The organism is Amycolatopsis sp. GA6-003 (assembly GCF_046267895.1).
Taxonomy (GTDB): Bacteria; Actinomycetota; Actinomycetes; order Mycobacteriales; family Pseudonocardiaceae; genus Amycolatopsis.
Genome location: NZ_CP176499.1, coordinates 2,573,123 through 2,585,750 on the forward strand (window position 1 = coordinate 2,573,123; position 12,628 = coordinate 2,585,750).

Below are 12,628 nucleotides of genomic sequence, written 5' to 3' on the forward strand. Positions count from 1 at the left end.
GTTGAGAAGGGAGACGCCGTGCACGAGCCGCTCTCGGGGTCGCAGTTCCTGGTGATTTACGGGACCGCGCTGGCCTTGACGCTGGTCTGGCCGCCGCACTGTCCGCTCGACGTCTATCGGCTCGCGTACCTTGCTGGCGGTCACCAAGCGAGCGCGGCGCTGACGGCCTCCGCGCCGGTGCGGAGCATCGGGAACGAACTGCGCCAACGCGGTCTGGTCGCGGTCGCCTCCGCCCGCTTCGCGACGGGAGTGGGCCTGGGGTTCGTGGTCGGTCTGGTTAGCTCGGTGAACGGCTCTGCGCTGCACCGGCCGACTGCGGGGTTGAACGTCCTGCGGGCGCAGTCCGGAGCGTTGCTGGTCGGTGCTGCTTCGCTGGGCGGGTTCGCACCGTACCCCGACCATGCGACAAGCTTGGCGTTGAAGAGCGGCGTGGAGACGTTGTCCGGAGGCGGAGGTGGGTGCGGTGGCTGACCGGCTGGGGATCGGCATCGGCTGGCGGCCGGAACTGGACCTGTCAATCGCGCGGCTGCCGGGCGTCGACTGGGTCGAGGTGGTCGCGGAGAACCTGCACGCTCCGCACCTGCCGGAAAGCCTGCTGGCGTTGAAGGACCGCGGGATGCCGGTGTTGCCGCACGCGGTTTCGCTGTCGCTGGGCGGGGCCGAACCGCTGGACACCGCGCGCGTGGAGCACCTGGCCGAGCTGGCGAGGGTCCTCGACGCTCCGCTGGCCAGCGACCATGTGTGCTTCGTGCGCGCGGGCGGGCTCGATTCCGGGCATCTGATGCCGCTGCCGCGCACGCGCGAGGCGCTGGACGTGCTGGTGGACAACGTCCGGCTCGCTCAGTCCATTGTGGACGTGTCGTTGGCGCTGGAGAACATCGCCGCGCTGCTGGAATGGCCGGAAAGCGAGCTGACCGAGGAACAATTCCTCACCGAGCTGACCGAACGGACCGGCTGCCTGCTGATCATCGACGTGGCGAATCTGTACGCGAACGCGCGCAACGTGGGCACTGATCCGGTGGCGTTCCTGGACGGGATTCCGTGGGAACGGCTCGCGTATGTGCACATGGCGGGCGGCGTAGAGCGCGATGGGGTTTACCACGACACGCACGCGCATCCCGTGCTGCCGGAGGTGCTGGATCTGCTCGCCGAACTGCGCCGACGCACGGATCCGCCGGGTGTCCTCTTGGAACGCGACGACGACTATCCCGCCGATTCCGAACTCGCCGCCGAACTGGTCGCGTTGCGGACCGCGGTGACGCGGTGAGCCGGGAAGAACTGGCGGCTCGGCAGGCTGCGTTGCTGGACAGCCTGTTGACCGGGGCTGAGCCGCCGTCCGGTTTCGATGCCTCGCGGTTGCGCATCGAGGCGGACGTCCTGCTCGCCAAACGGCGGCGGCTGGTGGCGTACCTGCGGCCGGACCTGCCGGAGACGCTGGGCACGCGGTATCGCCCGCTGTTCGACGCCTACGCCGCGGAGCGTCCGAAAACGACTTCGGTTCGGGCGCGCGAGTACGCCGACGCGTTCGCGGAGTGGCTCGTCGCCCGCGGTGACCTGCCCAAACCCCGGCGCAGGTGGTTTCGGCGCTGAGCCTCTTCCGGTTTTGTCGGTGGTGCTGGCTACGCTGACGACATGTCTGGTTACGGCGGTGTTATCCGATCTCTGCCGGACCGGGAGGGAGGGAACCTGTCGTGAACGGATTCTGGGCTGCCTTGAGCCCGATGCTGCTCGTCTACGTGGCCACCGCTGCGGGCTTGGTGAGCATTTTGGCCACTGGCAAGGACAAACTGGCGAAACAGGCGTCCGCGCCGGAGTCGGCCGCCGTGCCGCGCAACGTGTACGACGTGGCGTACTTGGCGGACGGGCGCCCGCGGGTGGTCGAGACCGCGATCGCGGCACTGCTCGCGCGCGGACAGCTGCAGGTCGGGTCGACGGGCGAGGTCGTCTCCGTCGGCTCGCCACCGGTGTCGCCGCCGCTCGAACAAGCCGTGCACCAGGCGGCCGGCCGTGGACGTCTCGCGTCGTGGATCGCGCGTTCCTCGGCGCTCAAGCCCGCGATACGGGCGCTGGAAACGGATTTGGTCCAGCGGCAGCTGGTCAGCAGGCGCAGGCCGATGACGGGCCTCGGGTACACGCTGACCGCGGTGGCCGTGGTCGTGCTGGCGGCCGGGGTGGCCCGGCTGGTCTACGACGTCGGCCGGTCTCATCTGAACGTCCTGGTGCTGCTCGTCTTCGCCGAGGTCGGGCTGGCGCTCTGGCTGTGCCTCGTCGGCAGCCAGCGGATCACGAAGAAGTTCGGCCAGCGGAAGGTCAGCTCGCTGCCGCCGACGACCGCCGGGACGACGGTCCTCGCGCGGGCCGAACAGCGGGCTTCCGGAGGCCAGAACACGGGACCGGCAGAACTGGTCGCGCTGGGCGGGCTGGCGGCTTATCCGGACAAGCGGATCTCCGGGGGGCTTATGCCGATTTAGCCGGAGACCGGCGGGGCCAAGGCGAAGGTCGCGCATCGGTGCCTCGCTGGCACGCCCGGCAGCGGCGAAACCGCGGGGTCGCGCAGCGGGCCGGGGTCGGTGGGTGGCGGTTGTCGCGTGCCTAGGCGGAGGCGGAGCCCTAGGGACTGGCAGCGCGCGGAACTGGCTGCTGCACGAGCTGGCGCGGCACACGCTGGGACCACTGCGCTCACGAGATCGGCGGTCCCGCCGCCAGGCTGGCGCGGCGTGCCTTGGGACTGCAGCAGCCGCGGGACCGGCGCAGCACGGCGGTGCCCCCACGCGAGATCCACGTGGCACTCACGGCCGCACTGCACGAACCGGCGCGGCACACGCTGGAACGACTGCGCTCACAACACCGGCGGTGCAGCCGCCAGACCGGGCGCGGCATCACCACGGCTGCGGCAGTCACAGGACCAGCGCGGCATTCCCGGAGCTGCCAGGCATCACCAGCACAGCGATGCCCACGCGACCGCGCGGCACCTACGACGCTGTCCGCGCCTACGAGACCGGCTGAGGCACCACCGGCGACCAGACCGCGGTGTCCGCGCCGGGCTGGTGTGACGGGTGGTCCCAGTGCGGCGGAGCGCCGGGCAGTTCTCCGGCCATCCGTACCCGGGTCATGCGGCCGAAGTCGCTGTCGACCGTCTCGAGCAGGTCCGTGTAGTCCACTTCGGACGGTTCGGGGTCCTTGCGGCCCAACGAATCCAGCCAGTGTCCGGTGCCGGCCAGGGACAGGCGGGCGTGCCAGGTGCCGCCGTCGGTGACGGTGTGGCGGAGTGCCGTCATGATGGCGGCGGCGGTCAGCCAGCCGGTTGCGTGGTCCAGCGCTTGGGCGGGCAGCGGCGCCGGGGCGTCGGTGGCGTACTCCTCGGCGATGCCGGACGACATCTGCACGAGGCTGTCGAAGCCGCGGCGGCGGGCCCACGGGCCGGTCCAGCCGTACGCTGACACGTCGGCCACTACGAGGCCTGGGCGCAACTCCGCGAGTTGCTCCGGGCCGAAGCCGAGGCGGGCGAGTGCGCCGGGGCGGAAGGTCTGGAGGAGGACGTCCGCGCGGGCGATGAGCTTCTTCAGCTTCGCGCGACCGCCCTCGGTGTCGAGCGCGATGAACGCCGAGCGCTTGCCCTGGCCGGTGTCCATGGTCAGCACGGGGATCCGCGGCAGGTGCGCGGCGCCGACGTGCAGCACGTTCGCGCCGTGTGCGGCCAGCACTCGGCCCGCGACCGGGCCGGCGAGCACGTGGGTCAGCTCCAGTACGCGGACGCCGCCCAGCGGGCGGTCCGAATCGAACAGGGTGCGCTTGGGTGCGTCCCCGATCCGGTTCAGCTCGACCAGCGGCAGTTCCGCGACGGCCTGGCCCTGCGGGTGCGCCAGCCAGTCCTCGCGCGAGCGCATCAACGCGGCCGCGCCGCCCGCGGTCACCACGGCGGATTCGACCTCCGCGGCGGACTTGCCGGCCACGGCCTTGGTCACCGCTTCGCGGGTCGCCGGGACGCCGAGCGCCCAGCAGACCGCCGCTTCGTGCCGCGGGGTGTTGCAGTGCAGCTTGATCCAGCCGTCGGCGGCGCGGTAGTCGCCCGCAATACGGCCCCACGGGCTTGGCCCGGGCTCGCCGTCGATGCGCAGCAACTGCTCGCTGCGGAACGCGGCGGCGGCGTGCCGGGTGTCGACCGACACCGTGCCCGGGTCGATGCCGCGCAGGCGCAGCAGTTCGCCGGCGGACAGGGTGGCCGCGGCGATGCTGGCGGTCGCGGCGGCGGGGACCCGGAAATGCCCGGGCAGCACGGATTCGTCGCCGGTCAACGACACGGCGGGCAGCGGTTCCCCGGCGAGCGACTGCCAGGCCCCGGCGAGTACGTCCTGCACCGGCGGTTACGGCAGAGCCGCGACGAGTTCGGCGGGCGGCACCTTCGTGCCGGTGTAGAACGGGATCTCGACGCGCACGTGGCGACGGGCCTCGGTGTTGCGCAGGTGGCGCATCAGGTCGACGATCCGGTGCAGTTCGTCGGCCTCGAAGGCGAGGATCCACTCGTAGTCGCCGAGCGCGAAGGACGCGACGGTGTTGGCGCGCACGTCCGGGTAGTCCCGCGCCTCCTTGCCGTGGTCGGCCAGCATCTTGCGGCGTTCCTCGTCCGGCAGCAGGTACCAGTCGTAGGACCGGACGAACGGGTACACGCAGACGTACTTGCGCGCCTCCTCGCCGGCCAGGAACGCGGGCACGTGGCTCTTGTTGAACTCGGCGGGCCGGTGCAGCGCGGTCTGGCTCCAGACCGGCGTGGACGCGCGGCCGAGCGGCGTGCGGCGGAACCCGGTGTAGGCGGCCTGGACCTGTTCGATCTCCTCGGCGTGCCACCAGATCATGAAGTCCGCGTCGGCACGGAGGCCGGACACGTCGTACACGCCCCGGACGACGACGCCCTTGGCCTCGAGCCCGTCGAGGTACTCGGCCGTCTCCCGGCCGGCGGCGCCGCGGTCCTCCCCCAACTTCCCCGGTTCGATCCGGAAGACCGACCACATGGTGTAGCGGATCGTGTCGTTGAGTTCGTTGTAGTTCAGCCGCGCCATGACTCCATCCTGGCACTGCCCGCCCGGCGGTCGCCACGGGGCTCCGTCACCCGGAGAGCTGCTCCGCGATCCGCCGGGCGGCGGCGTCGGCGGTGGCCACGCAGGCGGGCAGCCCAACGCCGTGCAGCGTGGCGCCCGCCACGGCCAGGCCTGGGACGTCCATCACTGCCGTCTCGATCCGCGCCACCCGCTCCAGGTGCCCGGTGCCGTATTGCGGAAGGCCGCCGCCCCACCGCGTCACCAGGGTGTCGATCGGCTTCGCGGTGACCCCGGCGAGCCGGGCCAGATCGTCGCGGACCGCCGCGACCAGTGCGTCGTCGTCGCCGTTCAACGCGCCGGGCTCGCCGAACCGGCCGACCGAACCGCGCACCAGCACTGGTCCGGCGCTGCCGAGGTGAGCCCACTTGTTCGACGAAAACGTGAAGGCTTTGGCCGCGTACGGCACGCCTTTCGCGTCCCGCTCCCCCGCGCCGATGAGGATTCCGGACGCGTCCGGCAATTCCGTGCCCGGCGGGAACGCGAACGCGACGACCGCCATCGACGCCAGTTCGACCTCGCCGAACGCGGTCGAGGCCGCCGGGGCGACGCCGTCGAGCAATTTCCGGGCGGCCGGCGCGGGCACCGCGAGCAGCACCGCGTCCGCGTCCACCGGGCTGTCGGCGGGCGCGTGCGCCGGTGCGGCAGCGCCGAACTCGAGCCGCCAGCCGGACGGGGTGCGCGCCAGCGAGCGGACCGTGGCCGAAGTGCGCAGCTCGGCGCCGGAAAGCTCCAGCAAACGGTCGAGCAAACCCCGCAGGCCGCCGGTGAGAGTGCCGAACACCGGCGCGGTGCCCGGCGTTTTCGGCAGCAACGACGACGCTGCCTCGGTGAGCGAACCCGCACCGCCGTCGAGCGCGTTGGCCAGGCCGGGCATCGTCGCGCGGAGGCCGAGGCCGTCGGCACCGCCCGCGTACACGCCGCCCAGCAGCGGGTCGACCAGCCGGTCCACCAGTTCGTCCTCGAAGCGCGTGCGCAGCAACGGCCCGAGCGGCACATCGCCCTCGCCCAGATCGACCGGGCCGAGCGAGCGTTCCTTCTCGACCGCGCGCCGTCCGTCGTCGGACAGCACGCCCGCGACCGAGTCCGCGGACGCCGGAACGCCCATCACGGTGCCGGGCGGCAAGCTCCGCACCGAACCGCCGGCGTGGATCTTGGCGCGGGCCTTGGTCGGATGCACCAGGCGATCGGCGAGACCGACCTCCTCGACCAGCGAAACCAGCTCGGGCCGCCGGGTGAGGAACGCTTCGGCTCCGACGTCGTAGCTGACTCCGCCGACCTCCGCCGTGCGCAGCTTCCCGCCGATCGCCGCCGTGCTCTCGAAAACGGTGATCCGCGCCCGATCGCCCAGCAGCCGCCGCAGCCGGTACGCCGCGGCCAGCCCGGAGATCCCGCCGCCGACGACCGCGACGTGCTTCACAGCGAGTGCACCAGGTCGACGACGCGCTTCAGCACCTCCGGGTCCACTCCCGGCAGCACGCCGTGGCCGAGGTTGAACACGTGCCCGCGAGCGGCGCGGCCCTCCTCGACGATCCGGCGCACCTCGGCCTCCAGGACCGGCCACGACGCGTACAGCAGCGCCGGGTCGAGGTTGCCCTGCACCGACACGTTGCCGCCGAGCCTGCGGACCGCGACGTCGAGCGGGATCCGCCAGTCGACGCCGACCACGTCCGCGCCCGCCTCGCGCATCGCGCCGAGCAGCTCGCCGGTGCCGACGCCGAAGTGGATCCGCGGCACGCCGTACTCCCCGGCCACGGCCAGCACGCGGGCCGAATGCGGCAGCACGAACTCGCGGTAGTCGCGCTCGGACAGCGCGCCGGCCCACGAGTCGAACAGCTGCACCGCGTCGACGCCCGCGTCGAGCTGGGCGCGCAGGAACGTGGCGGCGATGTCCGCGAGCCGCGCGGCGAGGTCGTGCCAGACCTCGGGCTGCGAGTGCATCAAGGCCTTGGTGTGCTCGTGGTTGCGGCTGGGGCCGCCCTCGATCAGGTAGCTGGCCAGCGTGAACGGCGCGCCGGCGAACCCGATCAGCGGCGTCTCGCCGAGCCGCTCCACCAGCAGCCGGACGCCCTCGGCGACCTTCCCGACCTGCTCCGGTTCGAGCTTCGGCAGCGCACGGACCGCGTCCGCGTCGCGCACCGGCGAGGCCACGACCGGGCCGGTGCCGGGCACGATGTCGATGTCGACGCCCGCCGCCTTGAGCGGGACCACGATGTCGCTGAAGAGGATCGCCGCGTCGACGCCGAGCCTGCGGACCGGCTGCAGGGTGATCTCGGCGAGCATTTCCGGGTCGAAGCACGCGTCGAGCATCGGCACGCCCTCGCGCAGCGCGCGGTACTCCGGCAGCGAACGACCGGCCTGGCGCATGAACCACACCGGGACGCGCGCGGGCCGCTCCCCGCGCGCGGCGGCGAGGAAAGCCGAGCCGGGCAGGGCGCGACGGGGCGAAACGGACGGGGCGCCGACGGGCGCGGGCGAAACCTGAGGCACGAACCCCATGGTCCCACGCGGGTCCGACAGTCCCGGGCCGCCCCGTGCCCACCGTGCCCCGGCCCCGGTTTCCTGGCGATGGCCTCGCGCGTGGCTTGCTGCGAATTCGGCAGTGCAGATCTGGTTGCGAAGCGGCATTCGTGATGCCTCGCGCGCTGGACGCGGTGTTCGCCCAGTGTCGCGATGGAACGGGCCGGACGGCGGGGCGGAGACGACCAACGGAGAGCCATCGCGCGGGCAGGACGGAAAGCCATCCAGAGGGAAGCAAAGCCGGGCTGACAAACCCCGCACGGAACCGGTGAACCCTCGCGCACCGAGCGCGCCCCCACACCGCGCCGGCGAACCCACGCCCGCCGAGCATGCCCCGCACCGGGCCAGCGAGCCCACGCCCGCCGAGCATGCCCCGCACCGGGCCAGCGAGCCCACACCCGCCGAACGTGCCCCGCACCGGACCGGGGAACCCACACCCGCCGAGCGCGCCCCGCACCGGGCCCGGGAACCCACGCCCGCCGAACGCGCCCCCGCACCGTACCGGCAAACCCTCGCCCGCCGAGCATGCCCCGCACCGGGCCGGGGAACCCTCGCGCGGAGCGTGCGGTCCCGCATGGACGAGCAGAGGCCAAACTAAGCGCGGCGGGCACCGCGAAGCGCTCGGCCGGAGCCCTTCCCGAGTCGCGGCTGGGTCTCGCTCGGCGCGCCTGCGTCCGCAACAGGGCGTCGCCGCCCTACAGTCGGTGCGTGACCGCGATGACGCCAGTGCCCGATCTCTTCCGCGAAGCCGTCGCGGCGCTGCAAGCCGTCCGGCCGCGCCCGGAGATCCGCCTGGAGACGATGCGCGCGCCGCAGCGGCTCGCGCCGTGGTCCTACGCGGTGAGCTGCGACGTCTCCGGGCCCGCCGACGTGCTGGCGTCCGGCAGGCTGGTGCTGCTGCACGACCCGGACGGCCAGGAGGGCTGGGACGGCGTGCTGCGGCTGGTCATGTACGTGCGCGCGGAACTCGACCGCGAACTGGCCACGGACCCGTTCCTGCCCGCGGTCGGCTGGTCGTGGCTCACCGACGCGCTGGAGGCCTCCGGGGCGTCGTGGAAGGCGCTCGGCGGCACCGTCACCGAGACGTCCTCGGCCCGGTTCGGCGACATCTCCGGCCCGGCCCGCACCGACGACCTCGAACTGCGGGCGTCCTGGACCCCGACCGACGCCGCGCTCGGCCCGCACGGGCTCGCGTTCTGCCAGGTGATGGCGAGCGTCGTGGGGCTGCCGCCGGTGGGCGTCACGCTGTTCGAGCAGCGGCAGAGCTCCTGATTTCCCAAGTTCACCCGGTCGGGCAGCCTCCCGGCGGCGCTTGCACGCGCACGAACGCGCCTTCCCGGGCGGATCCGAGCGTCCCGAGCGCCCCGCGGAGATCTTCGGCGCGGCTTCCCGGCGAGCGCCGCCGACCGTCCATCGTGGACCGCGAGGGCCGCTGCCCCGGATGCCGCACGTTCGTGGCCGGGTGCGATCACAGCCAGTGAACCCCCGGTAACCAGCACCGACACGGTTCCGGAGCCTTGTCCGGCGCCTCCGCCGCGTCCTCGGCCGCCGGACGGAGCGCGCGGCAAAACATGAAAGAAAATGATCTTGCCCCGGCCGGGGCGCATTTCCGGACCGGACCGCCGGGGCGGCAGCCCGGCTCCGGCAGCACCCGCAGGTGCACGGGCCATCTGCACGCCCGTTTCGTTGCCGGTAACTCTGGTGCATCGCGGCCCGATCGTCAGTCGTTAGCAATACTCCGATCGTTAGTCCGATCGTGTTACAACGACCTCACTGCGTGACGAACTGTTTCGGATAGATACCCATTCGATCCCCCCGCAACGGCGTCCGGACGGCTACAGTGCCTGGGACGACACCACTTTCGGTCTAAAGCTGGCGCGGCTGAACGGCCGAAGGTCCCGGTGCCGGTCGGGGGGCACGACCGACTCCAGGGAGGTAGTGACGTGGCTACCGTCGGCTTATCTCAGGCCGTCCGATCCACGCCAGCCGGCGCCTTGCCGGCGAGCATGGTTCCGCACCCGCGGGAAGAGCTTTTTTCCGTGTTGGTGGTCGATGACCACCCGCTGTTGAGGGAGGCAATCGCAGCACGACTCGCACAAATGGGTGCGGGCACTGTCCACGAAGCCGCCACGGTGGCCGAGGCGAGGGCGCGGGCACAGGCCACCGGCCCGTGCGACCTGGCGATCCTCGATCTCGGACTGCCGGACGGCAGCGGCATCGAGCTGGTTACGGAACTCCGTAGCCACGGCTGGCCGCGCGTGGTGGTCCTGGCATCCTCCGACGACCCGTACGCGGTGCGCTCCGCGTTCCAGGCCGGAGCTCAGGCGTACCTGCTGAAGTCGGCGTCGCCGGTGGTGGTCACCGACGGCGTGCGCCGGGTTCTCGAAGGCGGCGTCTACGCCGACCCGAGCGTGGCCCCGGTCCTGGCGACCGGCACGCGAGTGGCGGGCACCGACAACACCCCGCGCGAGCTGTCGGCTCGCGAGGTGGAGGTGCTCCAGCTCGTCGCGGACGGGCAGTCGAACAAGGAGATCGGGGAGGAGCTTTCCCTCTCCGCGCTCACCGTCAAGTCCCACCTGTCCCGCATCGGGCGCAAGCTCGGCACGGGCGACCGGGCGCAGATGGTCGCGCTGGCGATGCGAGCCGGCGTGATCCGCTGACGACGACGAACCACGTCCCTGCGGGGCGGGCGGACCAGGCGCGGTCCACCCGTCCCGTAGGGTCGTCGGACATGGGAACTGCACAGGCGGACGGAGCGCGGACCGGAGACGAGGCCACCGAGAACTCGGAAGCCTCCGAGGCCTCCGGAACGCCGGTGCTGCTCCGGGAACCGGCGGAAGGCACCCCACCGGTCGTGGCCGATCCCGCCGCGCTCGCCGAGGCGTGCGCGCGGCTGGCCGCGGGCACGGGCGCCGTCGCCGTCGACACCGAGCGGGCGTCGGGCTACCGGTACTGGCCCAAGGCCTATCTCGTCCAGCTGCGCCGCGAAGGCTCCGGCACGGTGCTGATCGACCCGATCGCGCTCGCCGACGACCTCGCCCCGCTGCGGGACGTCCTCAACGACACCGAATGGGTGCTGCACGCCGCGTCCCAGGACCTGCCGTGCCTGGCGGAACTGGGCCTGCGCCCGCGCTCGCTCTTCGACACCGAACTGGCCGGGCGGCTGGCCGGGTACGAACGCGTCGCGCTGGGCACGCTCGTGGAGCTGCTGCTCGGGTACACGCTCGAGAAGGGGCACAGCGCCGCGGACTGGTCGAAGCGCCCGCTGCCGGTCGACTGGCTCAACTACGCCGCGCTCGACGTCGAGCTGCTCAACGAACTGCGCGAAAAGCTCGAAGCCGAGCTGGCGGCGCAGGGCAAGTTGGAGTGGGCGCGGCAGGAGTTCGAGGCTGTCCGCACCGCTCCCCCGCCCGCGCCGCGCGCCGAACCGTGGCGCCGGACGTCCGGGGTGCACAAGATCCGCAGCCCGCGCGGCCTCGCCGCGGTGCGCGAGATGTGGCAGGCCCGCGACGAGCTGGCCCGCAAACGCGACCGCGCGCCGAGCCGGATCCTGCCCGACAGCGCGATCGTGAACGCGGTGACCGCGGACCCGAAGACCGTCGAGGAACTGCAGGCGCTGCCGGTGTTCAGCGGGCGCGTGCAGCGCAAGTACACGGCCAGCTGGCTGCGGCACTTGCAGGCGGCCAAAGCGCTGCCGGCGAGCGAGCTGCCGAGCCCGAGCCAGCCGTCCGACGGTCCGCCGCCGGTGAACCGCTGGGCCGACAAGGACCCCGACGCCGCCGCCCGGCTCGCCGCCGCGCGGGCCGCCTTGGCCGCGATCGCGGAGGACCGCAAGCTGCCGGTGGAGAACCTGCTGCTGCCGGACCTGGTGCGGCGCACCTGCTGGCGACCGCCGGCCGACCTCTCGGAGGACTCGGTCGCGGATGTGCTGCGGGCGGGCGGGGCGCGGCCGTGGCAGATCGAGCTGACCGCCGCGGCGCTCAGCAAGGCGTTGCACAGCACGGCTTCCTGACCCGCGAACGGTGGTTTAGACCTCACGCTTGAGGTTGAGACCTCCCGGCAGAAACTGCCCGCTCACGCCCGGCGGCGAGCCGGTCGGCGGTATCCGAGCGACCGCGCCACGCCGGTCGCCGTGGTGACCACCGCGGGCACCAGGTGGGCCACCGAGGTCGTCTCCCGGCGGCCCACGACCGCGACCGCGGCGGTGACCCGGGCCGACGCGTCGCGGATCGGGGCGGCGACGGCGACCGCGTCGTCGGCGAGCTGGCGGTCGGCGACGCAGTAGCCGGTGCGAGCGATGTCGGCGAGTTCGGCGCGCAGGGTCTCCGGATCGGTCGTGGTGTGCCGGGTTTCCGCCGCGATCGGGCTGGTCAGCGCGGATTCGCGGACGTCGGCGGCGGCGTGCGCGAGCAGCACGCGGCCGGTGGCGGTGGTGGTCGCGGGGAGGCGGCTGCCGGTCGTGGTCAGGATTTCGACCGAGCGATGCCCGGCGAGCCGGGCCAGAAATACGACGTCGGTTCCGTCGAGTACCGCCAGGTGCACGTTTTCGCCGGTCGCGTCGAAGAGATCGCCCAGGTACGGCAAGGCGATTTCGCGCATCGACGCCCGGGCCAGCGACAGCGAGCCCAGCTCCCACAGTTTCAGCCCGAGGTGGTAGCCGCCGTGTTCGTCGCGCGTGAGCGCTCCCCATTCGGCCAGCTCGCCGACCAGCCGGTGCGCCGTGCTCAACGGCAAGCTCGCGGACTGGGCGATTTCGGTCAGGGACAACACGGGGGTCTGGGCGCTGAAGCAGTCCAGCACCGACAGCAGCCGCGCCGCCGCAGTGGGTCTGGCTTCCATGTGGCGGAAGTCTGATTGAGGCCGGGCCGCGACGCAAGCGACACTGCGGGCGTGGGTCGGCCAAGCGAACGTGCCTGCTTCGGAACACGACTTTTCGGATTTCCCCGCTACGTGGCTGTGGGCTGAGAACGACCTGGCCGACCCGTGAGAAAGTGCGGTCGGCGCGACTGAAGACA

The 12,628-nt window shown here is 72.4% G+C and carries 12 protein-coding genes; 7 read left to right on the plus strand and 5 right to left on the minus strand.

Translation table 11 applies throughout. From position 1 onward, the window contains the following. The first annotated feature begins 18 nt into the window (after nt 1-18). From F9C12_RS11080 to F9C12_RS11095, 4 genes are all read left to right on the plus strand, one after another. Nucleotides 19-471 (plus strand): hypothetical protein, encoded by a 453-nt coding sequence (locus tag F9C12_RS11080; protein ID WP_409465804.1) that lies wholly within the window; start codon nt 19-21, stop codon nt 469-471. Then, nucleotides 464-1,267, plus strand: a complete 804-nt coding sequence (locus F9C12_RS11085) for a DUF692 domain-containing protein (RefSeq protein ID WP_409465805.1) — start codon at nt 464-466, stop codon at nt 1,265-1,267. Before F9C12_RS11080 ends, F9C12_RS11085 begins: the two co-directional genes overlap by 8 nt. After that, on the plus strand, nt 1,264-1,590 hold the full coding sequence (locus F9C12_RS11090) for a hypothetical protein (RefSeq protein WP_409181896.1): 327 nt from the start codon (nt 1,264-1,266) through the stop codon (nt 1,588-1,590). Before F9C12_RS11085 ends, F9C12_RS11090 begins: the two co-directional genes overlap by 4 nt. A 101-nt stretch (nt 1,591-1,691) precedes the next feature. Beyond that, nucleotides 1,692-2,471, plus strand: coding sequence for a TIGR04222 domain-containing membrane protein (locus F9C12_RS11095; protein ID WP_409465806.1), 780 nt, complete (start codon nt 1,692-1,694; stop codon nt 2,469-2,471). Nucleotides 2,472-2,990: 519 nt separating this feature from the next. Here the strand turns inward: F9C12_RS11095 and F9C12_RS11100 are convergent. Genes F9C12_RS11100 through hemE form a run of 4 tightly spaced genes read right to left on the minus strand, consistent with a single transcriptional unit; the run spans nt 2,991 to nt 7,592 of the window. Next, a complete protein-coding gene (locus tag F9C12_RS11100) occupies nt 2,991-4,358 on the minus strand; it encodes a CoA transferase (protein WP_409465807.1) in 1,368 nt (455 codons plus the stop codon). 6 nt (nt 4,359-4,364) lie between these two features. Beyond that, a complete protein-coding gene (gene hemQ, locus F9C12_RS11105) occupies nt 4,365-5,057 on the minus strand; it encodes a hydrogen peroxide-dependent heme synthase (protein ID WP_409181899.1) in 693 nt (230 codons plus the stop codon). 46 nt (nt 5,058-5,103) lie between these two features. Continuing rightward, complete coding sequence (gene hemG / locus F9C12_RS11110; protein WP_409465808.1) at nt 5,104-6,513, minus strand: protoporphyrinogen oxidase; 1,410 nt, start codon at nt 6,511-6,513, stop codon at nt 5,104-5,106. After that, complete coding sequence (gene hemE, locus F9C12_RS11115) at nt 6,510-7,592, minus strand: uroporphyrinogen decarboxylase (protein WP_409181901.1); 1,083 nt, start codon at nt 7,590-7,592, stop codon at nt 6,510-6,512. Before hemE ends, hemG begins: the two co-directional genes overlap by 4 nt. Before the next feature lie 729 nt (nt 7,593-8,321). On the opposite strand from hemE, the gene F9C12_RS11120 reads away from it, so the two are divergent. The 3 genes from F9C12_RS11120 (at nt 8,322) to F9C12_RS11130 (ending at nt 11,625) form a co-directional block, all read left to right on the plus strand. Further along, nucleotides 8,322-8,885, plus strand: a complete 564-nt coding sequence (locus tag F9C12_RS11120) for a DUF3000 domain-containing protein (protein ID WP_409181902.1) — start codon at nt 8,322-8,324, stop codon at nt 8,883-8,885. 671 nt (nt 8,886-9,556) lie between these two features. Then, entirely contained in the window at nt 9,557-10,273 is a 717-nt protein-coding gene (locus F9C12_RS11125) for a response regulator transcription factor (protein WP_033291604.1), read from the plus strand. Between the two features lie 71 nt (nt 10,274-10,344). Beyond that, a complete protein-coding gene (locus F9C12_RS11130) occupies nt 10,345-11,625 on the plus strand; it encodes an HRDC domain-containing protein (RefSeq protein ID WP_409465809.1) in 1,281 nt (426 codons plus the stop codon). A 62-nt stretch (nt 11,626-11,687) separates the two neighbouring features. Here the strand turns inward: F9C12_RS11130 and F9C12_RS11135 are convergent, their stop codons facing one another. Next, nucleotides 11,688-12,452: an IclR family transcriptional regulator gene (locus F9C12_RS11135; RefSeq protein WP_409181904.1), complete on the minus strand. Its 765-nt coding sequence runs from the start codon at nt 12,450-12,452 to the stop codon at nt 11,688-11,690. Nucleotides 12,453-12,628 lie beyond the last annotated feature (176 nt).